Annotated in this window: 25 protein-coding genes, 2 tRNA genes and 4 pseudogenes; 22 read left to right on the forward strand and 9 right to left on the reverse strand. The window is 53.8% G+C overall.

Translation table 11 applies throughout. The features are described 5' to 3' along the window. Window positions 1-8 precede the first annotated feature (8 nt). The 4 genes from BLO51_RS02845 (at window position 9) to BLO51_RS02860 (ending at window position 5,640) form a co-directional block, all read left to right on the forward strand. A complete protein-coding gene (locus BLO51_RS02845; RefSeq protein WP_090666649.1) occupies window positions 9-1,304 on the forward strand; it encodes a metallophosphoesterase family protein in 1,296 nt (431 codons plus the stop codon). Further along, complete coding sequence (locus BLO51_RS02850) at window positions 1,217-4,618, forward strand: AAA family ATPase (RefSeq protein ID WP_090666651.1); 3,402 nt, start codon at window positions 1,217-1,219, stop codon at window positions 4,616-4,618. Before BLO51_RS02845 ends, BLO51_RS02850 begins: the two co-directional genes overlap by 88 nt. Before the next feature lie 184 nt (window positions 4,619-4,802). Then, window positions 4,803-5,090 (forward strand): hypothetical protein, encoded by a 288-nt coding sequence (locus tag BLO51_RS02855; protein ID WP_090666653.1) that lies wholly within the window; start codon window positions 4,803-4,805, stop codon window positions 5,088-5,090. A 25-nt stretch (window positions 5,091-5,115) separates the two neighbouring features. Next, window positions 5,116-5,640, forward strand: a complete 525-nt coding sequence (locus tag BLO51_RS02860) for a hypothetical protein (protein WP_090666655.1) — start codon at window positions 5,116-5,118, stop codon at window positions 5,638-5,640. Here BLO51_RS02860 and BLO51_RS02865 read toward each other — a convergent pair. Then, a complete protein-coding gene (locus BLO51_RS02865; protein WP_090666662.1) occupies window positions 5,566-6,612 on the reverse strand; it encodes a YkvI family membrane protein in 1,047 nt (348 codons plus the stop codon). The genes BLO51_RS02860 and BLO51_RS02865 overlap by 75 nt on opposite strands. Window positions 6,613-6,822: 210 nt before the next feature. Here BLO51_RS02865 and BLO51_RS02870 point away from each other — a divergent pair, with 210 nt between their 5' ends. Beyond that, window positions 6,823-7,434 carry a DedA family protein gene (locus BLO51_RS02870; RefSeq protein WP_090666664.1) on the forward strand — a complete coding sequence of 204 codons (612 nt, stop codon included), beginning with the start codon at window positions 6,823-6,825 and terminating at the stop codon, window positions 7,432-7,434. A 47-nt stretch (window positions 7,435-7,481) separates the two neighbouring features. Here the strand turns inward: BLO51_RS02870 and BLO51_RS02875 are convergent, their stop codons facing one another. Then, a complete protein-coding gene (locus BLO51_RS02875; protein ID WP_090666666.1) occupies window positions 7,482-8,201 on the reverse strand; it encodes a DUF4309 domain-containing protein in 720 nt (239 codons plus the stop codon). Window positions 8,202-8,511: 310 nt separating this feature from the next. On the opposite strand from BLO51_RS02875, the gene BLO51_RS02880 reads away from it, so the two are divergent. Together BLO51_RS02880 and BLO51_RS02885 are read left to right on the forward strand one after the other, a co-directional pair. Further along, window positions 8,512-9,081, forward strand: coding sequence for a xanthine phosphoribosyltransferase (locus BLO51_RS02880; RefSeq protein WP_090666669.1), 570 nt, complete (start codon window positions 8,512-8,514; stop codon window positions 9,079-9,081). Between the two features lie 137 nt (window positions 9,082-9,218). Further along, the gene (locus BLO51_RS02885; RefSeq protein WP_090666673.1) at window positions 9,219-9,542 is read left to right on the forward strand and encodes a hypothetical protein; all 324 of its coding nucleotides are present in this window, start codon (window positions 9,219-9,221) and stop codon (window positions 9,540-9,542) included. Window positions 9,543-9,604: 62 nt separating this feature from the next. Here the strand turns inward: BLO51_RS02885 and BLO51_RS02890 are convergent, their stop codons facing one another. Beyond that, window positions 9,605-9,931 carry an HAD family hydrolase gene (locus tag BLO51_RS02890; protein ID WP_090666675.1) on the reverse strand — a complete coding sequence of 109 codons (327 nt, stop codon included), beginning with the start codon at window positions 9,929-9,931 and terminating at the stop codon, window positions 9,605-9,607. 136 nt (window positions 9,932-10,067) lie between these two features. Between BLO51_RS02890 and BLO51_RS02895 the strand changes: the two genes are divergently transcribed. Genes BLO51_RS02895 through BLO51_RS02905 form a run of 3 tightly spaced genes read left to right on the forward strand, consistent with a single transcriptional unit; the run spans window position 10,068 to window position 11,316 of the window. Continuing rightward, complete coding sequence (locus BLO51_RS02895) at window positions 10,068-10,295, forward strand: hypothetical protein (protein WP_090666677.1); 228 nt, start codon at window positions 10,068-10,070, stop codon at window positions 10,293-10,295. Then, on the forward strand, window positions 10,292-11,038 hold the full coding sequence (locus BLO51_RS02900) for an adenosylcobinamide amidohydrolase (protein ID WP_090666679.1): 747 nt from the start codon (window positions 10,292-10,294) through the stop codon (window positions 11,036-11,038). Before BLO51_RS02895 ends, BLO51_RS02900 begins: the two co-directional genes overlap by 4 nt. Before the next feature lie 53 nt (window positions 11,039-11,091). After that, the gene (locus BLO51_RS02905; RefSeq protein WP_090666682.1) at window positions 11,092-11,316 is read left to right on the forward strand and encodes a hypothetical protein; all 225 of its coding nucleotides are present in this window, start codon (window positions 11,092-11,094) and stop codon (window positions 11,314-11,316) included. A gap of 17 nt (window positions 11,317-11,333) precedes the next feature. Here the strand turns inward: BLO51_RS02905 and BLO51_RS02910 are convergent, their stop codons facing one another. Both BLO51_RS02910 and BLO51_RS02915 read right to left on the reverse strand, forming a co-directional pair. After that, a complete protein-coding gene (locus BLO51_RS02910) occupies window positions 11,334-11,555 on the reverse strand; it encodes a hypothetical protein (RefSeq protein ID WP_090666684.1) in 222 nt (73 codons plus the stop codon). Between the two features lie 268 nt (window positions 11,556-11,823). Next, window positions 11,824-12,855 carry an LCP family protein gene (locus BLO51_RS02915; RefSeq protein ID WP_090666686.1) on the reverse strand — a complete coding sequence of 344 codons (1,032 nt, stop codon included), beginning with the start codon at window positions 12,853-12,855 and terminating at the stop codon, window positions 11,824-11,826. 198 nt (window positions 12,856-13,053) lie between these two features. On the opposite strand from BLO51_RS02915, the gene BLO51_RS02920 reads away from it, so the two are divergent. Further along, window positions 13,054-13,138: transfer RNA gene (locus BLO51_RS02920), tRNA-Leu, on the forward strand. A 225-nt stretch (window positions 13,139-13,363) separates the two neighbouring features. On the opposite strand, the gene BLO51_RS02925 is transcribed toward BLO51_RS02920, so the two are convergent. Beyond that, window positions 13,364-13,840, reverse strand: coding sequence for a hypothetical protein (locus BLO51_RS02925; protein WP_090666688.1), 477 nt, complete (start codon window positions 13,838-13,840; stop codon window positions 13,364-13,366). 752 nt (window positions 13,841-14,592) lie between these two features. On the opposite strand from BLO51_RS02925, the pseudogene BLO51_RS30060 reads away from it, so the two are divergent. The 6 genes and pseudogenes from BLO51_RS30060 to BLO51_RS02950 form a co-directional block, all read left to right on the forward strand. Beyond that, window positions 14,593-14,709: pseudogene (locus tag BLO51_RS30060) on the forward strand (NAD(P)/FAD-dependent oxidoreductase); the annotation flags it as partial. Then, window positions 14,706-16,094, forward strand: a complete 1,389-nt coding sequence (locus BLO51_RS02930; protein ID WP_090666691.1) for an MFS transporter — start codon at window positions 14,706-14,708, stop codon at window positions 16,092-16,094. The pseudogene BLO51_RS30060 and the gene BLO51_RS02930, both read left to right, overlap by 4 nt. Before the next feature lie 231 nt (window positions 16,095-16,325). Continuing rightward, window positions 16,326-17,490 (forward strand): annotated as a pseudogene (locus tag BLO51_RS02935) (MFS transporter). A gap of 72 nt (window positions 17,491-17,562) precedes the next feature. Continuing rightward, window positions 17,563-17,880 (forward strand): thioredoxin, encoded by a 318-nt coding sequence (gene trxA / locus BLO51_RS02940; protein WP_090666693.1) that lies wholly within the window; start codon window positions 17,563-17,565, stop codon window positions 17,878-17,880. A gap of 53 nt (window positions 17,881-17,933) precedes the next feature. Next, window positions 17,934-18,251, forward strand: a complete 318-nt coding sequence (gene trxA / locus BLO51_RS02945; RefSeq protein WP_090666695.1) for a thioredoxin — start codon at window positions 17,934-17,936, stop codon at window positions 18,249-18,251. A gap of 171 nt (window positions 18,252-18,422) precedes the next feature. Then, on the forward strand, window positions 18,423-19,091 hold the full coding sequence (locus tag BLO51_RS02950; protein ID WP_090666697.1) for an ArsR/SmtB family transcription factor: 669 nt from the start codon (window positions 18,423-18,425) through the stop codon (window positions 19,089-19,091). A 221-nt stretch (window positions 19,092-19,312) separates the two neighbouring features. Here BLO51_RS02950 and BLO51_RS02955 read toward each other — a convergent pair whose 3' ends face one another. After that, the gene (locus BLO51_RS02955) at window positions 19,313-20,509 is read right to left on the reverse strand and encodes an MFS transporter (protein WP_245719503.1); all 1,197 of its coding nucleotides are present in this window, start codon (window positions 20,507-20,509) and stop codon (window positions 19,313-19,315) included. A 160-nt stretch (window positions 20,510-20,669) separates the two neighbouring features. Here BLO51_RS02955 and BLO51_RS02960 point away from each other — a divergent pair, with 160 nt between their 5' ends. The 3 genes from BLO51_RS02960 (at window position 20,670) to BLO51_RS02970 (ending at window position 22,227) form a co-directional block, all read left to right on the forward strand. Further along, on the forward strand, window positions 20,670-21,017 hold the full coding sequence (locus BLO51_RS02960; RefSeq protein ID WP_090666699.1) for a winged helix-turn-helix transcriptional regulator: 348 nt from the start codon (window positions 20,670-20,672) through the stop codon (window positions 21,015-21,017). A gap of 128 nt (window positions 21,018-21,145) precedes the next feature. After that, window positions 21,146-22,030 (forward strand): DMT family transporter, encoded by an 885-nt coding sequence (locus BLO51_RS02965; protein ID WP_090666701.1) that lies wholly within the window; start codon window positions 21,146-21,148, stop codon window positions 22,028-22,030. Between the two features lie 109 nt (window positions 22,031-22,139). Then, window positions 22,140-22,227 (forward strand) — tRNA-Leu (locus tag BLO51_RS02970). A gap of 133 nt (window positions 22,228-22,360) precedes the next feature. Here the strand turns inward: BLO51_RS02970 and BLO51_RS02975 are convergent. Both BLO51_RS02975 and BLO51_RS30065 read right to left on the reverse strand, forming a co-directional pair. After that, a pseudogene (locus BLO51_RS02975) lies at window positions 22,361-22,543 on the reverse strand (spermine/spermidine synthase domain-containing protein); the annotation flags it as partial. Between the two features lie 330 nt (window positions 22,544-22,873). Continuing rightward, window positions 22,874-23,009, reverse strand: a pseudogene (locus BLO51_RS30065) (TatD family hydrolase); the annotation flags it as partial. A gap of 167 nt (window positions 23,010-23,176) precedes the next feature. On the opposite strand from BLO51_RS30065, the gene BLO51_RS02980 reads away from it, so the two are divergent. Next, window positions 23,177-24,004: a MerR family transcriptional regulator gene (locus BLO51_RS02980; protein ID WP_090666703.1), complete on the forward strand. Its 828-nt coding sequence runs from the start codon at window positions 23,177-23,179 to the stop codon at window positions 24,002-24,004. Next, window positions 24,001-25,179, forward strand: coding sequence for an MFS transporter (locus BLO51_RS02985; protein ID WP_090666704.1), 1,179 nt, complete (start codon window positions 24,001-24,003; stop codon window positions 25,177-25,179). Before BLO51_RS02980 ends, BLO51_RS02985 begins: the two co-directional genes overlap by 4 nt.

Genomic DNA, 25,179 nt, shown 5'->3' on the forward strand with positions numbered 1-25,179 from the left:
GATTGGAAATGACGCGGGGGTTTCGGTTTATTCATGCGGCGGACCTGCACCTGGACAGTCCGTTTCGGGGATTGTCCGGTTTGCCGGACGGGCTGAGGGAACGGGTGAAGGCGTCGACGTTCACGGCGCTTGAACGGCTCGTCGACCTGGCGGTTCGCGAGCAGGCGGATTTTGTCGTCGTCAGCGGCGACATCTACGATGCAAAAGACCGCTCGCTGCGCGCTCAGCTGCGGTTTCAACAAGCTTTGGAGACGTTGGCGGGACACGGGGTGCCCGCCTTTGTCGTTCATGGAAATCACGATCCGCTGCACGACGGGTACAGCGCGAAGCTGCGCTTGCCGGAGACGGTAAAAGTATTCGGAAGCGATGCGGTGGAAAGTGTCATCGTCCGGGCACAGGACGGCGAGCCTGTTGCGCGGGTATCGGGCATCTCGTTCGGCCGTTCCGCGGTGACGGATAATTTAACGCCGGGCTTTGTCCGGCATAACGACGGCTTGTACCACATCGGAATACTGCATACGAATGTGGACGGTGATGCGGGACACGACAATTATGCGCCTTGCAGCCTGCGGGATTTGACGGGCGGGCAGGTGGACTACTGGGCACTGGGCCATATTCACTCGCGCCGGGTGCTGCATGAGCGGCCCTGGGTGGTGTATCCCGGTAATCTGCAAGGCCGCCACGTCCGCGAAACTGGTCCTCGCGGCTGCTACGTGGTCGACGTGGCGGAAGGCGGCGCATCGCAGTTGCGGTTTCAGCCGCTGGACGATGTGCGCTGGGAGGTCCGGGAGCTATCCATTGCCGGGCTGGAGACGGAGCAGCAACTGAAGGACGCGCTGGAGGAGGAACTGGAGGCGGCCTGCGCGGCAGCGGAAGGACGCGCGGTTCTGGCGCGTCTGTTGCTGATCGGACGCGGGCCGCTTCATACGGCGCTTCGCCGCAGCGGATGGCTCACGGGGCTGGCGTCCGCGCTGAGAGAGAGCGTGGCTTCGGGCGCGGAAGCCGTCTGGATCGAGAGCATCGAGGATCGGACCGGAGCTGCCGTTTCGCGCGAAGACTTGGCCGCAAAACCGGGGTTTCTGGGCGATCTGCTGCGTCTCGCGTCGGAGGCCGGCGAATCCCCGGAGCGGCTGTCGGCCTTCGCAGAGGAAGCGCTGGTTCCGCTCATGGGACAATTGCAGCTTGCCGCTCTGCTAAGCGAGTGGGGGCCCGAGGAATGGGCCGCATGGCTGCAGGAAGCCGAAGAGCTGGCGATCGATCTGCTGGCGGACGGCAGCGGCGCGGAGACGGGGTGGAGCGAATGAGAATCGAACGGCTCGACATTCGCCGCTACGGTGTGCTAAACGATGTGGAGCTTCTGACGGATGCCCCGGTTACTCTCTTCTATGGCCCGAACGAAGCGGGGAAAAGCACGGTTCTGGGCTTTATCCGGGATGTGCTGTTCGGCTTTCCACGTGGCGGCTCGGCGGAGCGGATGACTGCGCCGGGGGAGGGCGGACAAGGCGGGGCGATTACGCTCGTTGACGAACAAGGCCGTCGTTACCGGGTCGAACGGTGGGAGCGCCCAAGCGGAGGACGGGGGCGTGGGCCTGCGGCCGGCAGCGTTCGCGTGACGTTTCCGGACGGAACGACCGGGGGCGAGCGGGAGCTGGCTGCGTTGTTAGGCGGGATTACGCCCGAATTGTTCCGCAGCCTGTTCGCCTTCGGGCTGACCGAGCTGCAGGAGCTTGGGACGCTGCAATCGGGCGAGGTCGGCAGCTTCTTGTACAGCGCGGGACTCGGCGCGAGCGGCAGCGTGATTCGCGGAGCGGATAAGAAGCTCGCGCAGGAGCTGGAGCAGCTGTACCGCCCGCGCGGACGCACGCCGCTGATGAACCGGGCGCTGCAGGAGTTGGCGGCTGCGGAAGCGGAGCTCGCGCAAAGCCGCGGCCGAGCGGAGCGCTACAATGCGCTGGAGGCGGAGGTGAACCGCCTGGCTGCGGAGCAGGAGACGCTGGAGCTCGAACTCGACAAGCTCCAGCGCGAAGCCGACTGGCTTGCACGGTGCATCCGCGCCCAGCCGCACTGGCTGCGGAGGGAGGAGCTGCGCCGCGAGCTGGCGGAGCTGCCCGAGACGCTGGATGCGTTCCCGGCCGATGCGCTGCCGCGGATGGAAGCAGCGCTTGCCGAGCGGGATCGGCTCACGATCGAGCTTGACCGGGTCGCCCTCGCGCTGTCCGATTTGAAGGAAAGCTTGCGGACGGCCGAGGCGGAAGCGGAGGCAGAGGGCGCGGTGCTGGCGCGCCGGGCGGCGCTTGAAGCTTTGCTGGACCGGCTTCCGGCTTACGAAGAAGCGAAGCGGACGCAGGCGGAGTCGGAAGCGGAAGAAGAGCAGCTTGGGCTGGAGCTGGAGCGGATGCTTCGCCGCATTCATCGGGCATGGACGCCGGACCATCTGGACCGTCTCCCTTCGACGGTCATGCTCCGGGAGGAGGCGTCCGCTTTCCGCGAGGAATGGCGCGTCTGGCGGCAGAATGAATCGCTGCTGGAGGCGGAAGCCGAACGACTGCGAAACGAATCCGGGGCGGAGGAGCTTGAGCCGACGGGTGGCGGGAGCGGGGCCGAGGTTTGGGACGGAGAAGGCGACGGGCGCGGCTCGATGCTGGAGGATGGCCCTGGCCGCAGCCGGAGCATCGATGGAGCCCAGGCTAAGGAGAGGTTGACGCTGGAAGACGATCACGCCTCAGTCGAAGAAGGACTGGACCGGATTCGGACGGCAAGGCGTTTGTTCCATGAATGGAGGGAAGCGCTGCGCGAGGTCCGGTTCGAAGCGGAGCGTGAGCAGGACCGTGAGAAGCTGAGCCGTCTGGAAGCGCAGGCCGGGCCGGAGAAAGCCCGCTCCGGCTCTTCCGGTGTCCCGCTGTATGTTCTCTACGGCGCAACGCTGCTACTTCCCGCTGCACTGGCGGCGCTGCAGCAGACTGCTGCGGCTATCGCAGCGCTCGCCGTGCTGCTTGCCGCCAGCGCCGCTTGGACGCTTGCGCGCCGCCGCGCCGCGCAGAGCCGCAGCGACCGCGGCCTCCGCCCTTACGCGGGCGGGGCTGGGCCCGCTGCGGCAGCGCCTGCGCTTGTGGCGCTGCGCGAGCAAGCCGCTGCGCGCGAGGCCGCGCTGGCGGCGGAGCTGCGCCGCCTGGCGCGCTACGCGGCGCAGCCGCCTGCGGCGGGCCTTGCCGCCGCCGCGGCCGAGCCTGCCGCGCCCGCGGGCCGCGCGCTGCCGCTGCCGGCGGAGGACATCGAGCCGTGGCTCGATGCCCTCGAGCGGCAGCTCCGCGCGCGGCAGGCGCGGCACGCCGGGCGCCTTGCCGCCGCCGAGCGGTTGGCGGCGCTGCGCGCCCGGCGCGAGCGCCACGCGCAGGCGGGCGAGCCGCTGCGCCGCCGCTGGCGCGCGTGGCTGCAGGCGCAGGCGCTGCCCGCGGACGCGAGCGCCGAGGCGGCGCTGGAGCTGCTGCAGCTCGCGGAAGCGGCGCAGCAGCAGCTCCAGCGGCTGCGCCGCCAGGCGGCGCGCTGCGAGGCGCTGCGGGGCACCGCCGCGGGCTTTGCCGCGGAGGCGGCCGCGCTGCTCGGCGAAGCTGCCGGCCGGGAGCCCGGCCCAGCGCTGAAAGCGTGGCAGGCCGCCCGCGACCGGCAGCTTGCGCGGCAGGAGCAGCTTGCGCGGGACGGCCGGCAGCACGCCGAGCTGAGCCGTCAGTCCGCGCTGCTGTCGCAGCAGTTCGAACGCACGGCCGCGAAGCGGCAGGAACTGCTCGATACCGCGGGGGCAGACGGGGAAGAGGCGCTGCGGCGTCTCCATCGCCAATACTTTCGCCGTCAGGAGCTGCTGGGAGAGCTGAGACAGGACGAGCTTGCCATTCGGACGCTGGTAGGTGAAGCGGGGATGAAGCCGCTCGACGAAAGGCTTGCGAGCGTCACCGGAGGAGAGCTGGAGGAAGAGCGGGCGCGTTTGTCGGAACAGCGGGATGCGCTCCGGGAGCGGCTGGAAGCGTGCCGGGAGGCAAAAAGCCGCAAACGCTTCGAAATCGAACGGCTGACCGAAGGCGGAGATCATGCGGACAAGCTGCAGCAGGCGGAGGAACGCCGTACCGAGCTAAGGCGTTTGATGAAGCGCTGGGCGGTGGTTTCCATGTGCGGAACGCTGTTCGCACAGACGAAACGATTGTACGAGCACGAAAAACAGCCCTCCGTCATGCAGAGGGCTTCCCGGTACTTCGAAAAGATGACATCCGGCCGGTTCATGCGGATGATTGCGCCGCTCGGCGAGCAGCGCGTATTGGCGGAGAGGGCGAACGGCGAGCTGTTGGATGCGTCCGCGCTCAGCCGGGGTACGGCCGAGCAGATGTATCTGTGCATCCGCTTCGCGCTCGCGGACGAATACGCGGCGTCCGGGGTCCGGCTGCCGCTCGTGATTGACGATTTGTTCGTGAATTTCGATGACGAGCGGCTCGGATACGGCATGGAGCTGCTGCACATGGTGGCCGAGGGCCGCCAGTTGCTGCTGTTTACGTGCCACAAGCACGTGCTGGATGCGTACGTTTCCCGTTTTTCCGCAGCATCCGTCCAGTATTTAAGCCGCAAGACGTAATACGATAATGCCGATCAAGGCAAGCAAAAGGCCGCCTGCTTCGAGGCGGCTGAATTTTTCTTTCAAGCCGACCGCGAAAGCCCATCATTCCACATAGGAGTACAAAATGCCATAGCCTGCGTTCCCAGGAAGCTATATAATAAGCAAGTATAAAGTAAAGCCATTTGAAACGGAGGTACGTGGGGTGAAGCCTGAAGATCGCGCACCGCGCGAAATTACATACCGGATCGGCTGGAAGCGCGGCACCATCGTTCCGAGCGGGCAGGGCCCTCCGGCTGCGGCATCCGGACATTCCCCGGACATGTCCATCATCCGGGAATCCCGCATGCAGCGGTGGAACCTCAGCTATCTATGGCGCAGGGCGCCTTCACCGGGCCATCGGCCGCTGCAAGTCGCCGTATTTGCGATGCCGGTTCTGCTCTTTGCGCTATTTCTGTGGATGGTATACGAGCTTGCCCGGCATGCCCGATAAGATGAAGTATACGAGGTGTTGACTCATGATGATGACGCTTGCTTGGTTCGGCGGGGCTATTGGGCTTATCGTGACGGGATCGGCCGTTTTGCTGGCCTGGACCGTCTATTCGCGGGCCCAAGCCGAAGCTGCGCCTTCCGCCGTTCCGGAGGAGGCGGCTGCCCAAGATACGGCTAACCCAGAGGACAGCGGGAACGCTGCGGTCCGGACAAAAGAAAGGCCGGAAGACCAGCCGTCCTTATCCGCTGTCTTGGTCCGGCAGGCCGGCCCGCATTTGGCCCGTTGGACGTTTTTCGATTATGCGCTGCTTGCATTGTTTCTGATCGGCAGTTTGTTTCTGTTTACGGATCTGCTTGCCGTCCTGCGGGATGCGGAGCAATATCCGCCTTATCATTTCCCATATTTGCTGTGCGGCTTTGTCTTTACGCTGGCCGGCATGCTCATGATGCTCGTCCGGCTCGCGCTGACGATTGCGTTAGTTCGTTCCGAACGGCCGCTGCCTGCGCCAGATCATCAGGACCATCCAGGCGATGCTGAGCAGGCCCAGTAACGGATAGAGCGACGAGAGCAGCGTTTTGAAGCCGATGTGACTCACCACATAGCAGAGCGCAAGAAGGAGCGGCACGATGATCTGATAAGACAAGGAGCTTCGCTGCTCGATCTGCAGCGCCAAGCCGTAAACGTCGGCCAGCAAGGTTGTGAAAATTTCCCCATAGATCACCAGAATGAACGGAAGCTGCAGCAGCGGGCCGAGTCCGTGAATCAGGTGTCCCATCGGGATGTCGAACTGCGCGATCCCCGGCATTTGGGCGGACAGCGCATAATGACCGGCCAGCAGCATGGCTCCGATGCCGATTCCTCCCCACACGCCGCCCCAATACAGCACCGACCGGTCCTTGATCTGAGCCCCAAGCGGTACGAGCACCGCTTGAGCCATAGTCAGGTTGAACGCCGCGTAGAGGAGCGGGGAGAACCATATGCGCTGGGCGGAATAATCCGATTCCATGTGAAGCCAGTTGCCGGCCCCGGGCGAATCCCACGTATTCCATACGGCAATGCAGCTGAAGCCGATCATGAGCGGGACGATGACGGAATTTACGGCCATGATCGCCTTCATCCCCCGGATAAGAAGGACATACGCCAGCAGCAGGGTAACAAACAGCCCGGACTGAAGAGGCAGATTCAAATGCTCGGCGAAAACCGATCCCGCTCCGGCCAGCATGACCGTCGATACGCCGAACAGAGCCACCAGGGTAAACAAGCTGACGGCGTTTCCGACGGTTTTTCCGAATAACAGCCTGTTGAGATCTTCGTAAGACTTGGCGCGGGTATCGTGGGCCAGCAGCATCAGCTTGATGCCCAACCATATAAACAAGGCGCTGGCGACGCCGATGCCAAAAGTCGCCATCCAGCCATAGCGGGTGAAGAACTGGATAATTTCCTGCCCGGTCGCGAACCCGGCGCCTACTACGGTGCCTACATAGGTGAAGCTGACCTGCAAAATGCTCCCCCATTTTCTCATTTCGCTCGCAAGTCCCCCTTCCTGACGGCTTCCTTTATGATACAGCGTATGAGAAGGGGCCAAGCCTCATGACTTTTTGTTTGTGCAGGACAGGCCAACCTGTCTGGAGGGAAGCTTGTTCTTGGGTTAACGGACGAATTCTGATACAATGATAAAGGATTTGAGCGACGTTCGACATGATCTGAAATTACTTGGCTGGAGCGTGTGAAGGTGGAGCATCTTTTGCAGATGATTGATCAATACGGGTATATAGCTCTTTACGGTTTGCTTGCGCTCGGCATTGTCGGCATACCCGTGCCGGATGAAATATTAATGACGACCGTGGGCTCGCTTACGGTAGGAGAAAATCCGCTGCTTGATTTCGGCACTTCACTTGTTGTCTGCTTCAGCGGGTCTATGACAGGCATGCTGATCAGTTATTTTTTAGGCCGGACCGTGGGCAAGCCGTTTCTTTACAAGTATGGTAAATGGATCAAGCTGACGCCCGAAAGGCTTAACGTGGCGGAGGGCTGGTTTCACAAATATGGCATGTGGGCGGTTACTTTCGGCTACTATGTACCGGGAGTGCGGCATTTTACGTGCTATTTGTCCGGCGTTAGCAATGTCGGAATTTGGCGGTATCTCCTTTACGCGGGAGTGGGGGGCTTAGTCTGGTGCTTGTCGTTTCTTACCCTGGGGCACTTCATCGGGATCAATGCTCCGCATATTATTGAGGTCGCTCAACGATACATGGGGATCACGGTCGCGATACTGGTCGTCCTGGTCATCATTATCGGTTATTTATATTGGCGGCACCGCAAGCGGGCCTTAAACCGGACATAACAAAACCTTGACAGGAAGCTCCTGTCAAGGTTTTGTGGCTTGCGATGCTATTCCGCGAACAATTTGATGGAATTGACCTTCTGCGATTTCGGGTCGATATCCAGCTTCAGCACAGCTCCGGTCGCTTTATACGTGAGAACGAAGCTGGTGTTCGAATCTGGCTTGCCGAGCGCTTTAGTAACCTCTCCAACCGGATCGCCGAGCTTGAGGCCGTTCAGGCCCGGATTGACGTCAGCGCTTCGAACATCGACAAAATGCAGCTGCTTCTGCTTGTCGAAGCCGACGAGGAAATCGGTGTAATCGTACACCGTAATCGGATCGGTGTCATCCTCCATGACGAATTGCTCTTTCGGCTTGCCGAATTTCTCTGTAATTTCCGCGGTGCTCGTTTTGAGCGTCAAGCCCAGCAAGGTCGGCTTGGCCTGCGTATACGGCGACTTGATTTCGATCTTCGGCTTCGTTTGCGCATTGGGCTTCGCTGCCGGAGGAGTCTGCTCGCCCTCTCCTTTGTCCTTGTCGCTCTTGTCGGCGCTTGCGAGCGATACTTTATCCGCCTGATTTTCCGCCGACGTAGCGGGAGAAGGGACAGACGGATTCGTGATCGTCTCGTTCTGAGGCAAGGACGTCTCCGTCGGCGTAACGACCGTCGTTTCCTTCGGCTGGACGGGCGTCGGCTCCGCCGCCTGTTTCGGTTTGCACCCCGTTGCTACCATCATCATGATCATTATAACGGACAAGATTCCGATGAAGGCTTTCTTTCTGTTCATCATGAGCTTCCTTTCCGTGTTACAATTTGGCTGTACCCTCTTTCAATCATACCGTGTACCCGGCTTATTTCACAAAGAGTGAAAATGCCCAAATCCCCGCCAATTGCTACGAAAATGCGGGAATTTCATTTTCAAAGCTTCATTATCGTCCGGACATACATTTTTTCTTGTGCTATATCATTAGACGATGTTTGGAAGCAAAAAGTTGCATCTTTGTTTCCAATTCCGTAAAAGATGGTACTTGAAACCTAGTTTGCCGTTATGTTAAGTTTTACGGGAACAGGGAAATGAAAGAGCGGAGGCGTGGAGAATGGAATTATTGAAACAAAAGATCAGGGAAGTGGGTGTGGTCCTGTCGGATGAGGTGGTCAAACTGGACGCGATTCTGAACCATGTGGTCGATCCGGTACTGACGACAACCATGGGACGGGAATTCGCGCGTTTGTATCGTGACGAGAACGTTACGAAAATTTTAACGATCGAATCGTCCGGCATACCGATCGCATTCGCTGCCGCACAGGAATTGAACGTGCCGCTCGTCTTCGCCCGGCGCAAAAAGTCGCTCAATACCGAGACGGAAACGTACTGCGAGCGCGTGCCATCGTTTACGAAAGGCATTGTCACCGACATTATGGTCTCGAAGGAGTTTCTGCACGAAAAAGACCGCGTCGTGCTGATTGACGATTTTATCGCCAACGGCGATGCGGCACGGGGGTTGATCCGGATCATTCAACGTTCGGGTGCAACGCTGCTCGGTCTTGGAATCGCCGTGGAAAAATCGTTTCAAGCCGGTGGACGAACGATCCGCGAGTCCGGCGTACGGGTGGAGTCGCTTGTGAAGATCGTATCGCTTGCAGGCGGGGAAATCCGGTTCGAGTAGCAACATTTGTCTCGGCTTTCTGCATGCTAAGCCTTCCATCCGTTCGCTTTTTCCTTTATAATGGATCATAGGCTGAAAATCTGAAGTTCGATCTTCGGCCAATTGGTGAAAGACAAAGATGGGGAGGTGCTACTTGCATGGGGAAAGAAATTCCGGCAGATTTTTTCTTGACCAAATTGAATGAGGCAAAAGTACACTTCGAACGTGCCCTTGATTGTAAACATACGGATTTTGACGATCTGTATCCCTATATGATTGAGCATCCTCAATTTTTTTGGTACAAACGCTATGTGGCTTGGTCCGAGCTGCTGACCGTCGTCAAGCTTTGCAAAGAGCTGGACGTCGAGTGGGAACAGCAATTCTCGCAGCAGCAAGTGGAGTACATGAACAAACGGGTCATGTCCAGCAAAGTGCTCGATTATTGGTTCGAAACAAACGACACCAAGGAGCATGTAGGATAACGTTGTTCCTGATCATAAATCGAACCTGTACCGGGCTCGCGTCCGCAGTACAGGTTCTTTTGTTATAGCCGTTCATGCCGGGGCAGCACATTCATCGCTTCAATATGCTTTCTTGTATCCGGCGTGCCGAGCTCGTGAAGCATCCGGTAAATCTCCGTCAAGTTCCCGTCGTGTGCGTCGTTTTCTTTATCCGAACGGTATTCCCGGTATTGAATCGTTGCCCGCACCGCCGTATCCTCTTCGTTCATGGCAAGCTCCTCGAACATATCCTGCAGCTTATCGACTTCTTCTTCCGTTGCCTGTATTTCGAACTCGAAGTTGCCGGTCGCCTCTTCCGGCTCCTGCATTTCGCCGCTTCCGACGGCGATATAGTACGTTTTCTTTTCCATCTCGTATCCGCTCCTCCAATCCGGGCACCCCGCTAACGTTGTTTATTGTATCCCCCAAATGATGTATTCTTATTCCATAGCCAACATAAAGTGCAAGTATGATTTTCCAACGAAAATTAGGGGGAATACCAATACCATGATTTCAGACGAACAGTTGGACAAATACCGGGTGGAGGGGACGCTGCTGCGCGTTGTGCGCGATGCGGACAAGTCGAACGACGTTAAGGGTATCGTCGTTGCGTGGGATGACAATACGGTCATGATCCGCAAGCAGAACCGCCGCATCGTAAAGCTGGATCGCAGCTATCATTTTCAGCCGTTCCAAGAGCCGCGCATCGAGCTGTTTGAGGGGGAGCTGTCATGACTCCGGAGCGGCCTGCTTCCCGCCGTTACGCGGACGAGCTGGTCTATTCCGACGTTCCGTTGGCCGGTTTCCGGTTCGGTTTCGCGAACTGCGGCTATGAGAGCTACTTCCTGATCGAGAGCGAGCGGCCGCTGCGGACACTGAATTCCTCGATGTGGGGGGAAGGGTTCGGGGAGTTCCGCCGCTTAATGAACCGGCAGGTGCCCAAGCAGTATGCCTCGGACGATCCGTTGGCCGAGATGAACGCTTTTATGACGGAAAAAGGGCTGGACCCTCAAAATACGGCCGCGCTCCTGACCGCGGCAAGCTTGGCGGACTTCGGATACGAGCATTTTCGTCTTCCCGGGGGGACGGATGTAAGCGCATGGGTGACAGCAGGGTTAAGCAACAAGGCGAGAGCGGGCAAGGCATGCGACGTCTCGTCTTTGTTCCCGGGCACGATCAATACGGTGCTGGTGATCGAGGGCTGTTTGACGGACGCCGCGTTCGTCAATGCCGTCATTACCGCGACGGAAGCGAAAACGGCTGCCCTACAGGATTTAAATATCCTCATGGAAGAAGGGGGACAGACCGCTACAGGTACGACGACCGATGCCATCCTTATTGCAGCGACGCAGCAAGGCGAATCGTACAGGTATGCGGGGACAGCAACCAGGCTAGGCTATGCGGTTGGCCGAACGGTCTATGAGGCAACGAAACGATCCGCAGCGCATTGCCTGAAGCGAATGGGAGGTCTGGTATGAGCCCGTCCGGATTGGGTTAAGGTAAAATATTATGGCAGAAAAGGGGGGAGAAGATGGACCAGGATCAGCATTCGAAGGAAGCCGAGCTGTTTTTGCAGCCTTATTATTTGCTGCGGATACGCTCGGACAGCGACGGGACGTCAGGCGAGGTATGGCTGCGCAATAACGCGGGACATGGAGGCGCAGGCACGCATTTGTTCAACGTTCCGAGACAGGAAAGCGCGGAGGAGCTTAAACGCTGGGCCGAGCGGGCGCTCCGGGCCTATGAGGAAGGCTGATGAATCCGACCGCTGCATCATGACCGGAAGGCGGACAACAGCAGCAGCACCCCAAGCGTCGCAAGGAGACTGATCATAACGAAAATAAGGCCGCCCAGCAAAAGCAGCAAGCCGGGAAATACGATTCCCAGAAGAAACGCTCCGCCAAGGACCCACAGCAGCGCCTTGAGCGTCAGTTTCAGCAAGCCCCAGAGCGCCAAAGCGAGCAGTATGCCTCCCATGATCTGCAGCAGCACCATAATATCGATCCCTCCTGTAGGAAAGTATATGGTGCAACGGAAAAAACATGTCATGCAGCCGGACAAGTCATGATCTGCCTTTATGCGGCATACAATGGGTTTTACCATCACTCGTGGGAGGCGTTGCCGTTTGAAGCAGGGCTCGGCGTTGAAAGGAACCGTAATTGGCGTCGTCCTGACGCTTCCGATCTGGGTGGTTATCCTATGGCTGGTGCGCAAATGGCTAGCTGATTAGGGGAGCGTTTGCCCGCTACTCGGCTCGGCTGCATTATTGCAGATTTTCACGGACCAGCTCCTTCAGCCGTTCCTTATCGGGCTCCCAGTACCAAAGGGGAGAGCGGACAAGCGGGTCGGCTGCGACGACGGATTTGCCGGGAATTTGCATATATTGGATGTCCTGGCCCTTCATGCCCTTGAACAGCCAGGCGAGGCTGATGAGATCGCTGTCGGTCAAGTTGGTGTCGACCAGATCTTTTTTGGCCTGCTTCAGCAGCCCCGGAAGCTCGGTTAATTTCTCCGGCGCCAGCAGCTTCTGGACGACGGCCCGCATCACCTTCATATGATCCGCCTGTCTACCGAAATCACCGTCTTCCAACGAATACCGTTCCCGGACGAAAGCGAGTGCAGTTAAACCATCCAAATGCCGGCTTCCCGCTTCCAGCGGCTTGCGGGTCATGGACAGCCACATGTCTTCGGGAATGTCTACATCGATGCCTCCGATCGTATCGATAAAGGTGACGAATCCGGAGAAATTCGTTTTCACGTAATAATGAACCGGAATCTGCAGCAGGTCGCTGACGGCTTGAATCGCCGCCTTGGTTCCCGCTTCCTTACCGCCATCCATTTCGGCCACGAAATGCGCATGGTTTATTTTGGTTAAGCCGATCCCCGGCAGTGGGACGCGGGTATCCCGCGGAACGGACACAAGATTTACTTTTTTCTCGGCTGGCACGACGTGAGCGAGCAGAATGACGTCCGAACGGGCGGTTTGGCCGCTCGTCGAGTCCAATCCGAGCACGAGTGCGTTAAATGCGGTCGATTTGTTTGGGCTGGCGGCTTGAAGCGGATTGGCGGCAGGGAGAGCCGTTGAAGCGGTTGAATCCTCGACAACTGTCGGATCGCTCGGCGGAAGCTTGGAATGGCTCGGAAGTTCTGTGGAGACGGCGACGGAGGGTGCGGCGACAACCGGAAGGGCTTTCATTTCAAAATGGCGGACAGGCTCCAAGTAACGATACAGCAGTCCGAGACCGGCTCCTGCGAAGACGACAACGGTAAGGCCGTAGATCTTCCATCGTTTCAAGTGTAATCACCTGATTTCATATGAATATGATACAATTTGTAACTAAATATGGGTATTTAATACAAATTGTATCATAATATGATTCATAAAAAAATACTATTCCTAAAATGTTTGACTTAAGACTTGAACGATGGTACGATACTCCTTGTCTCCTTGAAAGAGCAGCTTTCAGACAATTCGTTCGAGGGACAAAAATATGCGGTCGTGGCGGAATTGGCAGACGCGCACGGTTCAGGTCCGTGTGGGCTAACCCCCCGTGGAGGTTCGAGTCCTCTCGACCGCATCACTTCATCAATAACAGGTTTCTGATCTGCTTTTTCTGGCAGAGAAGGAACCTTTTTATTATTTTATATATTTAGGCTGCTGCTCATTACCTTGGCAGAAGATAGCTGTAGTGGAGAAATGAGTATGACCGAGCCATTCTTGAATCTCCTTCATGCTAGTATCCATTAATCGCAAATCAGCTTGGAAAGAACGTTCAACCTTTTGATCGGGTTGCGGCAATGCATCATGGGCAGAGGCCATATTTTCGCTTGCCGTTTGTTGGAACAGCCAACTTCAGGAATTGAAACCTTTCGCCTTCAAAGGCTGCCGTCCACACGAGGCCATCCAAATAGTAGTTGTCCAACTCCTCGGCTCTCCTCGTGGGTGTTCCCAGCTTGGCTTCGATCTGGGCTCTTGAATCACTTTGTAACAATCCATAGGGAAGCGGACCGATATATTTTCCATGTTTCTTATCTTCTTCCATGATCGTCATTGTTAATTCGTCAAATATATAATCACCCTCGCTTTTCTTGGTGATACCGTTGTTTTCAGCGCCAATATCGAAATGGAGAACGACACCCTCTCCAGTCACAAAATAGGTCGTATCAAGATTCCTCCGCACAGTCGGCCGCCAAGTTATCTTGTCCCTCGAAAACTGATCGACCAAAGGAGGGTAAACGCTGCTGTGTCCCAAATATTCAATGTAATCCAGAGGGTTCATTACTGCCTCTTCCTTCCTGCTTTTTTAGTTTTGATTATCCCGGTTTTTCGTTCAAGGGTCAATGTCACATTCTATACGCTTTGGTGATCTTGAATCGCGAAGGAAAAGACACCAAGCACAAGGCCGAGTGGAGAACCGAGCATCGCCACCGCCACAGCCGCCCTTTCAAAGATTCGTGAACCATGCGACGTGCATAGCTTGCGGTTATCCCCCATACAACACCGCCAGACACACCCGCGAAGAAACGGGATGCTATAGTTTGTTTCAATTTACTGACACCCCTTAATTTATGATTTGCTTGATCAGTTGATCAAAGCCGGGTCGTGCATCTGATAATCAAGTATACTGAATCGTTTTAATGTTTTTGGCAAATTCTCGTTGCTTTTAAAATTCAATTGACCAATTGAATTTGTTATTGACACATTGATAATTTCGCGGATATTATAGATACGGCAAGTCTATTAATGAGGTGGTATCAACTCGTTGTTGCTTCTCCGGTCAAGCCTGTAGGTGTTCAATTCGTTACGGATCGTTATGTATAAAAAGAGTTTTTTTTGCTTTTATTGTAGATATAACGAGTCCTTAATATCTTGATTAAGAGGTTGAGCATTTATGATCTACGATTGCGCTGTTATTGGTGGAGGCCCCCCAACATTGTTGATAAGGAGGTGTTGCGTTATCCGTCTGTCGATTATCTGCAAACCGAGGTGGTCTAAGCTCGCAAGATTGAGCCTGGGTTTGAGGTGTATCGATATGCTGCCGGGGATACTTCGTACTTTATGCTTTCCCAATTGATTTTTGCCGCGGCCAGCGGCGGTCGAGCCGCTATGGACGTCAATATGGATTTAACGAAGGAGGATTTCAAATGACAAACCGCAAAAATCGACTCGCATTCACGATCTTGGCGATTATCCAAGCAACGCTGATCTTCACGATTTCGCTGATCATGATTCCACTGCCGAAGATTGCCAGTGAGTTCACCTTGGGTTCATCGCAGCTGCTGTTGCTTCAGGTAGCCTACGGACTGCCTTTCAGCGGCCTGCTGTTGTTTGGCGGGAGGCTGACGGATCGCTATCGCGGGCGCCGGATGCTCGTGATCGGACTGATCGTCTTCGGAGCTTCATCTCTCGTCGCCGCTTTTTCCCCCAGCTTCGAGGTACTGGTTAGCATGCGTTTTGCGCAAGGCATCGGTGGGGCACTGACAGCCCCGGCCGCCATGGCCGTCTTGCGCGCTCTGTTCCCTGATTCTGTGGCATTCGGACGGGCCATGGCCATCTGGGGCGGGGTTTCCGTATTGGGCTCACTCGTGGGTTTCGTCGCCTCAGGCATTCTGACAACATGGATGTCGTGGCGTTGGATGTTCGTCGTTCCGATCTTGGTAGCTATCATGGGTCTTGCCGCGACACGTGGTTTGCTCCCGGCGGGTAACCTTGAGAATACCGCCCGCCGACCTGGTCTCGATCCGCTTGGAGCCATCCTTGCTACCTTGGGCATTGTGTTCGCCAGCTACGGCTTGGTTGCTGCCCAGGATCAATCTTGGGCTTCATCCGTCGTATGGGGGCCCTTGACTGTCGGTCTCGTGCTGCTGGCCGCCTTCCTGTTTGTCGAGCGCAGGGTGCGTGACCCGCTTCTTCCGCCCGGCTTCATTCTGGATCGCACCCGTTTCACAGGGATGCTTGGAATGCTGCTGGCCGCCGCAAGTTCGGCCCTGATCCAGTTCATCCTCTCACTCTATTTACAGCAGCTCCGAAACTGGTCGTCCTTCACCACAGCAGTCGGATTCCTGCCCTTCGCCGTGACCCTGATCGCTGCGAATCTGGCTGTTCCTGCTCTTGTGGGGCGATTCGGCGCACGGTTGGTCACCGTTGCGGGATTCATCCTTGGGGCAGTCGGGTTGGGGCTGCTCGCCGGAATCGACCGTGACACGGCCTATGCTTCAGGCCTCTTGCCCGGTCAGATTCTTCTGGCGGCCAGTGTATCGCTGATCTTCTCCGGAGCCGCCGTGCTTTCGACAGCCAACGTCCCGAAGCACCAAGCGGGTCTCGCCGGCGGTGTGATGAACACATCCATGGAACTCGGTCCGACAGTGGGGCTAGCGATCTTGATGTCCGTGGCGTCGCTACAGGCGGATGTCGTACAAGGCTATGCATGGGCTTTCGGGACGGCTGGCGTGGTCTATTTGTTCGCCGCAGTTGCCGCAATCATGCTAATCCGACGCGTCCCCTCGGGAGCTGGCGAGCCGACAAACCATTGAAGTTCTCTTTCGAAATGAATAATTCTTGCTCATTGAAAAAATAAATTTAATCCTTAGCCATCGTGGGGCTAATTCGATGTAGAAAAAAATAACTTGAAAAATATAAGGTGATAATTTATAATTCAATTATTCAATTGAATATTGCAAAATGAAGTAAAGTTCACCAAGAAGGATATCTGTTCCATTTATAGTTTTGAAGCATCAATTAGAGAGGGGGATGCGTATAGGGTTATGTCGGAAAATAATATTTTACAAACCTACGGCAATTCGCCGGAAAAACTGCAGCAACTGCAGCGGCGTACGTTGTTCATCGTCGTTGTTGCGCAAATTTTTGCCGGTGCGGGGCTTGCGGCGGGCGTCACCATTGGGGCGTTGCTGGCACAAGACATGCTCGGAACGGATAGCCTTGCTGGCGTTCCCTCTGCTCTCTTTACACTTGGCTCGGCGGCCGCGGCGCTTTTAATCGGAAGATTTTCACAACGTTTCGGCCGTCGCATAGGACTGGCGGGAGGCTTTCTGGCTGGCGGGATTGGCGCAGTGGGCAAAGGCGATCAGTATTATTTTAACATCTACCACATTTGGGGCGGTTGCCGGTCCGAATCTGGTCAACGTAATGGGACGCTTTGCGGTGTCTATCGGTATTCCCCCGCTGGTAGGGCCGTTCCTGCTTGCAGCCGCCGCTTTTATTCTTGCCGGTTTGGTGCTCCTGGCTTTTCTTCGGCCTGATCCTTTCCTTGTGACCAAAGCTGTGGCGCAGGCAAAGCTTGCGAATCAGCAGGTTGGTTCCGAAGAGAATCAGCCTCAGGTAACGAACAACCGGAAAGTGGCGGTGGGAGCGACGGTCATGATTTTATCCCATGTCGTAATGGTAGCCATTATGACCATGACGCCGGTCCATATGAGTCATCATGGGCATGGTCTGGGGGAAGTCGGACTGGTTATCGGCATTCATATTGCGGCTATGTATCTGCCTTCCCTGATCACGGGAATTTTAGTTGATAAGTGGGGAAGGACGGTAATGGCTTACGCCTCGGGCGTCACTTTGCTTGCGGCTGGGCTTTTGGCTGCCTGGGCACCGGTCAATTCCATGGCGCTTCTCATTCTCGCACTTGCGCTACTGGGGCTGGGTTGGAACTTTGGCTTGATCAGCGGGACCGCGATCATTGTGGATGCGACACCTGCAGCTATCCGCGCCAAAACCCAAGGAACCATTGACGTGTTGGTTGCTTTGGCCGGTGCTTCCGGTGGCGCGCTGTCCGGTATGGTCGTGGCGAACTCCAGCTACGCCACCCTTTCCTTAGCCGGAGGGATTTTGTCCTTGCTGCTTATCCCGGTGGTGATCTGGTCTCGCCGTCGTCCCAGTGAGGGACAACAAAAGGAAAACCTGTCACGTTGAACCTCGTCTGGGTTACCGTCTGAAACAGGCGATGGTTAAAACACGAAAAATCGAAGAGAAGAGGAAAATACAATGACAATTTACAATGTTACAGATGCCACATTTAAAAACGAATTACAAAGCGAAGGATTAACCGTCGTCAATTTCTGGGCACCGTGGTGCGGTCCATGCCGGATGTTTGCGCCTATTCTTGAAGCCTATGACGCCGAAGGAAACAACGGAGTCAAGATTCTCAAAGTCAATGTGGACGAACAGGCCGAGACCGCTGCTATCTTCGGCATCATGGGCATTCCGGCTACGATTATTTTTAAAGATGGCGAAGCGGTCGATAAAGAAGTCGGCTACATGTCTGTTGAGCAACTGAAGCAATTCATCGCCAGAAATCAATAATACTTGTTTAAGGGTCAACAGGCCAATTTGTGAAAAGAAGGAGAAGGTGCGAAATGGCAATTTACAACGTAACCGATGCTACATTTAAAAACGAAATGCAAAGCGAAGGTCTAACCCTCGTCAATTTTTGGGCGCCATGGTGCGGACCGTGCCGGATGTTTGCGCCCATTATTGAAGCATACGATGCGGATGGAAATAATGATGTCAAGATTCTCAAGGTGAACGTGGATGAAAATGTGGAGACCGCATCCCTTTTTCAAATTATGGGTATCCCGGCGACGTTTCTATTTAAAGACGGCAAACTCGTGGACAAAAAAACGGGTGTCATGCCCAAAGAGGATCTAAAGCAATTTATTGCCAAGCATAAATAGTTTCAAGTTTCCAAGGACCAGAAATGTAGCTCAAGTAAGGAGCTGCTTACTGGTTTCTTTTTTCTTAATTTCACTTCGGATAGCCTATTCAATTAATGAATAGAATAATTGTATTTTGCTGCGACTTCCCTGTATAATTTGTATGAATTGAATTTGAAAGGGCGGAGGAACGTGGAAAGTTTACCGTCGGCAAGAAAATTTAAGGATGAATTATATCAGCAATATGCGCGGATTGGTAAATGTTTATCCAGCGATAAGCGGCTTGAAATATTAAGTTTGCTTTCTCAAGGGCCTAAATCTGTGGAGAATCTGGCACAGCAGTCGGAGATGAGTGTGGCCAATGTGTCTCGCCATCTTCAAATATTGCTGGATGCGCGGTTAGTCAAGTTTAATAAACAGGGAACTTACGTCATCTATACACTTGGTGATCCAGAGGTATCCAATTTTTTGCTTTCCCTATGGCGTCTTTGTGAAAGCCAATTAGCGGATATATCACGAATGAAAGAAGACTTTTTACAGCATTTTGATGATGTGCAGACACTGTCACTCGATGAAGTGATGGACAAGTTGGAAGCTGGAACGATTATTTTGCTGGATGTCCGTCCTACCGGGGATTTTGTGGCAGGGCATATGCCGGGAGCGATCTCTATCCCAATCGACGAAATAGACGAATATATACAAAGTCTGCCTCGGGATATCGATGTAGCTGCTTATTGCAGAGGACCTTTTTGCATCTATTCAACAGAGGTTGTTAAAAAATTGCAGAATGAGGGCTTTACAGTCTATCGACTTGAAGAGGGGTACTGGAATGGCATGTGGAGCTTAAAATGCCCCCTATAGACTGGACATTAATAAACCATCTATGTATGGGATATACTTGAAAACAGGGAACGAAAAACATCTCGCCTTTATCGTGAAATAGCCGATTCGCCGGCATTTCATATCAAGGGAGATGTTTTTTTGAGATCAATTATGATGGCAGTGACGAAACCGGCCCGTATCTGGCGCTGTTTCAACCGTTATGAAGCTCATCATGGTGATGTTGATGGTCGACGTTCATGTCATTTGGTCTGGTATAACCGATAGCTAGTAAAGGTAAGCAACGATGCAGCTAATGCCAGCACGCCGCCTGCCCATCCAGTGTGGAGCAGCCCGATATGGGTCGAAATCAGTCCTCCAATCCCAGCTCCTGCAGCAATGCCCAAATTAACGGACACAGGAAATAAAGAAGCGGCGAACACCTTGGCTGAAGGAGAATACTCCCCGGCCAAATCGATCAAATACAGTTGAAATGTTACGTTAAATAAGTAAACGGCAAGACCGACGAATAAGATATTTATGAATCCGGGAACGGCAGAATGCAAAGTGAAATAAAGAGAGGCAAGAATTACGGCTTGAATGACAAACACAAACCTTAAATTCCTCAGTCCGTTGCGAGCGGCAATTTTACCGGCCAACAAAGTACTGATGATAGAGAAGGTCCCATATAGCAGCAAAATAAGGCTTGTATACTTGGCTGGGATAAGCAGCACATTTTCCAAAATAGGCGTGATATAAGTATACACGACATAAGTGGCGGCAATGCTTAGCGCCGGGACGAAAAATGCCAGGATCATCGGGGAATGTGTAAATAAACCTATTTGATTTTTTAATGAGCTTTGGGTCCCCTTCAAGTTTCTCGGAAGTGTAATTGCCAACATTACGAAGGAAACGATACCTAGACAAGCGGTGAACCAGAAAGCCATGTTCCAACCGCCAGCTTGCCCGATCCAAGTTCCCAGCGGAACACCCAGCACGCTTGCAATCGTAAAACCGGCAAATACGAGTGAAACGACAGTGCCTTTTTTCTCGGCAGGCATTGTCTCACTGGCAACCGTCATGGCTATCGTCTGCATCAGCCCGCACGCAACAGCTGTAATCACCCTTGCCCCCATGAGCAGAGGATATGTAGAGGAAAGCGCACTGGTTATATTGCCCGCTATAAAAATCACCATGAACGTCAGCATTAGCGAATAAGCAGGATAACGGCTGACAAGAACGGTCACGATAGGGGTGCCGATGGCAACCGCAAAGGCAAACCCGGATACCAGCGCCCCCGCCGCCGAGATCGTTATTTCCAAATCAGATGCAACCTCGGATAGCAATCCGACAATAACAAATTCGCTTGTACCTGTGACGAATGTCAGTAAAACTAAAGCAAAAATCAGAAGCTTCTGCTGAGTACTCCAAGAAACTCCGATTGAATGTGCCATCCCCATAACTCGATTCCCCCCATTTGAAATTCATACCGCAGCCTGTTGCTTTCATTGCCTTGTGGTTGCTATTATGAATTAAAAATTTCAAAAATAGAAGTACAGACTTTTTAGTGATATAGTCACCAAAAAGTAATAATTGCACAAACAAAGGGGAGTTGAGGAAATGAGAACATACTACTGCACGCTTGAAGTTGCGATGAGTATCATTGGAGGAAAATGGAAACCGCTCATTGTTTATCATTTAACAAAAAAGGCTAGGCGAACAAGCGAGTTAAAGCGGATGATTCAGGGGATAACACAGAAAATGCTGATCCAGCAACTAAGGGAGCTTGAAGAAGATGGAATCGTTATTCGAAAAATATACAACCAAGTCCCGCCGAAAGTTGAGTATTCGGTTACGGAGCTCGGAATGTCGATGGCCCCGATCTTGACTGCGATGTGCGAATGGGGAGAGAGCTACCTGGAGGAAACCTTCGACCAAGGCGAATACGAAATTTTGAATAAATATTAATATCTGCTCGTGTCCCAAATTCGAGAAAATGCATTCCATACTTCGATGAAGAACGAAATATTCTTCGTTTACAATGACACATGATGACGCTTCCGCGAATCAAAGTAAACGAAGGGGGATATCGCTGTATGCATACAATCAAATTTGTGCCGTTGATCGTTTTAACAACCTTTTTCATGGGATCATCTTTCACTGTAGGGAAATTGGGACTGGCTTATGCTTCTCCTTTGTTATTGGCCGGATATCGCTTCATTCTGGCTGGAATCCTCATGGCAGTCTTTGTTATCGGGCTCCGAAGGCCGCATCCCGATTCCAAGCGCGTCTGGATCAGAATGCTGGTTATCGGTGCGTTTCAAACGGCAGGGGTTATGGGATGCATTTTTTTGAGTCTGCGAACCATTTCGGCCAGCCAGTCGTCCATCCTGACGTTTACGAATCCGCTGCTTGTGGTCATCCTGGGGACGGTTCTTCTTAAGGCACGGTATAAGCCTTATCAATGGATAGGGGTTCTGCTGGGGCTGACGGGTGTAGCTATAACATTGGGAACGCAGCTGGAAGTCAAAATCGGCCTGCTCTTCGGCTTGCTCTCCTCGGTATGCTGGGCGGTGTCGACTTTACTGGTCAAACGGTGGGGAGGGAGTATCGACTCGTGGGTTTTATCCGCTTATCAAATGCTCTTCGGGGGCTTGCTGCTCTTATTGGCCAGCTTGGCTCTTGAACGGCCGTTCTTTATTGTCAACGGGCATTCCTTGGCGATTTTGCTATGGTTAAGCGTACTATCCTCCATTGTACAGTTTGCTGTCTGGTATTACGTGCTGCAGAGAAGTGATCCGGGAAAAACAAGCGCGTTTTTATTTTTGGCTCCTTTTTTCGGGGTGTTAACGGGCTGGAACGTATTGGGGGAGCCGCTGCATCCTTTGATCATAGCAGGCGGTCTGTGCATCGGAACAGGGATTTTTCTTGTAAATTTGGACTTTAAGTCACGCCACGCCGTTTTCTCCGAGGACAAATGATAGAGGGATGCCATAACGAGGAATAGCAGATTTAACGCTTGACATGGCCAAGTGCCCGTTATATAATTCTATTTGCCGGTTCGAAATCGATCGAATCGTGGCGAAATATGCGGTCGTGGCGGAATTGGCAGACGCGCACGGTTCAGGTCCGTGTGGGCTAACCCCCCGTGGAGGTTCGAGTCCTCTCGACCGCACCATCCCTAAGAATGAATGAGCTCTTGAATTTCCTCCCGTGGAGATTCAGGAGCTTTTTGCATACTTGGGATATGCAAAGTGGTACTCATTACCTGGGCTGAAGAAATTTTCGAGCTAAAGTCCAGATGAGCATAAATGTTCGCTAACATCGCGAATAGTTCCGCCGACGACCAGAACCTTTTGCGGATTCGGATGTGTAAACAAAGGAACATGAACAATCATTTCGTGATAGACAAATTCATCCCGCTCCGTCGTCATAACCATATTGTCCAACAGCAGCATGTTTCCGAATTGCTCAGTTTCTATCATATCGAGCTGATCGCGGCGCTTAAAACCATTGCCATATACAAAATTCTTCTCCAGTCCGACAGAAAATCATGCGAATGTTTCAAACCCATGACCCAGCAAACTTCGAATACAGCACCAATTACGACATAAATATAAATCCACGCCTTTGCTCATCGCCAGTCTCCCTTAACCTACGCTTGAACACCTCGCCAATAAAAAAACCAGGAGGCTTGCAATCTTTTTTGACAGCGTTCTTTTCCTCCAAACAGCATTTCGACAATTATACTATTTGATTATCCAACTAACTCAGGATAGGTGATGGTTGCGGATAAAACACAACACTGAACAAGTCGGTTGAACAACAAAGGGAGCGTCCGTCTTAATCATGAGCAGATCCAATGGAATTCTTCGGACAAGCTTCCCGCATATGCTTGCCTCTGCGCTCATCGCACATCCAACCCATAATCCCGATGTAGAATCTCATATCCAAATAGGTGTCCATGATCCTCTCTGTTTGTCCAAGTATACCGTAACTTCATTTCTCCAGCGACCAAGTACGCCTGAACTATCCCGCCACTAACGGAATCGCGACAGAGTACTTGACTTTACAGTCCACTAGAAAGTGTATAATCGTACCGAAGAGCAAGAGGAGGGAAAAATAATATGTTTAAAATTAGCGAGTTTTCGCGGTTAAGCCGAATTCCACTGCAAACGTTGCGCTACTATGATCAGATTGGAATTTTAAAACCGGCCAAGACCGATACGGCGACCGGATATCGGTACTACTCCGCAGAACAATTGTTGGAGATAAATCGGATCATCATTTTTAAAGAGTTAGGGTTTACGTTGCAACAAATCGCGCATCTGCTGAAAGAAGAGATATCGGCGGAACAAATTCGCGGCATGCTTCGACTGAAAGAAAGCGAGATCGAGCAACAGCTTGATCGCGAACGAATCAAATTAGCCCGCGTGCAAGAACGCATGAAGATCGTGGAGCGTGAGGGCAAGATGGATAAAGAACAGGAGATTGTGATCAAGCACGTGGATGCCATGCGCCTGATGACGCATGCTTCTACCGGGGTGGTTGAAGATATTCCACAACTCTTCCACATCTTCGAACAACAGCTTGATAGTCGCGCCCGCGCTTCTTTGTCCGGCCCGCAAACCCTGCTATGGAACGCTGCTGGCAGTGCGGAGCATGCCTTTGAGCTGGAGGCTGGTTATGCTATAAAAACGAACGATCAGCGGCTGCCCGAGCATCTCAATCTCCGTATTCTGCCTGCGGCAACGATGGCCACACTGTTGTTCCGTTCCGATTCATCGTTTTCCGAGACCGCATGCGTAGACCTTGCTGCCTGGATTGAGCGCAACCACTATCGTATTCGGAGCGACCAGCCGGGAAGGGAAATTTACGTGCCGCTTGCAGGTGAGCCAGGCACTCGCCTTATCGAAATCCAAATCCCGATTGAAGAAGGAGCAGAACAGCTATGAAACCGAAATGGATCGTATCTATACTTGCGTTAGCCGTATTTCTCATTGGAACGGTGGAATATATGATTAGCGGCATTCTTCATCTTATCGCGGCCGATTTCGGAATTACGACCGCTGCGGCGGGCATGCTCGTGACGGCATTCGCCCTGTCTGCCGCGCTTGGCGCCCCTTTCGTCATCGCGGTGACGATCCGCATAGATCGTAAAAAAATGCTGCTGACGATGCTCGCTATTTTCACTGCAAGCAGCTTCGCGGTCTATTTCAGCCCCTCTTTCGAGATCATGCTGGCGACGCGCGTCATCCAGGGCCTCAGCGGCGGCGTTGCTACAGTCATTTCGATGGCCGTGGCTACGCGCTTGGTTGAAGCTGAGCAGCGCGGGCGAGCGATTGGCACGATTTTGATGGGGCTGAGCGGCGCGCTCGTCCTTGGCGTACCTGCAGGCACGTTTTTAAGCGAAGCGATGGGCTGGAGAGCGTTATTTATTTTAATTGGACTGCTCATCTTCATTCCGCTGCTGACCGTGTTTGCCAAAGTACCGTCCATAATGGAGCAAAAAGCAGTAACGATCGGCATGCAACTGGCGATTTTGAAAGAGAAAAAAATTGCGCTTGCGATTACATTGTTTTATATCGGCGGATACTCCACGCTGTTTACTTACATCGCCCCCTTTTTACAAACCAATGCTGAACTAACCGCCGCTGCGCTGTCGGGCATTTTACTGCTTGCGGGCTTGTGCAGCTTTGTCGGCTCGAAATTCGGGGGCTGGCTGGCGGATACGAAGGGGCCGCCGTTTACGATCTTTGTCGGCCTTTCGCTTCAAGCCGTCATGTTGTTGCTGCTTCCTTGGACCGGCGGATGGATCTATGCGGTCGTCCCGTTGATGATGATATGGATGGTGGGCACATGGATGACTTCCCCGGCTCAACAATTAAACATGGTTTCCACCGTTCGCCACGCTCCTGATCTTGCGCTAAGCTTGAACACGTCTTTTGTCCAATTCGGTTTCGCTGCCGGCTCAGCGATAGGAGGGCTTGTCATCAACCGCTTCTCCATTGGCAACCTCAGTTTGGCTGGCTTTGCCATGGTCTTGCTGGCGCTCCTGCTTGCTGTTCGGTTGTTCGCTGTGCGGCGTACTCCAGGACAGGCCGCGACATACGAAAACGGGGGAAATTGA

Origin of the sequence: Paenibacillus tianmuensis (assembly GCF_900100345.1) — a bacterium.
Lineage (GTDB): Bacteria > Bacillota > Bacilli > Paenibacillales > NBRC-103111 > Paenibacillus_G > Paenibacillus_G tianmuensis.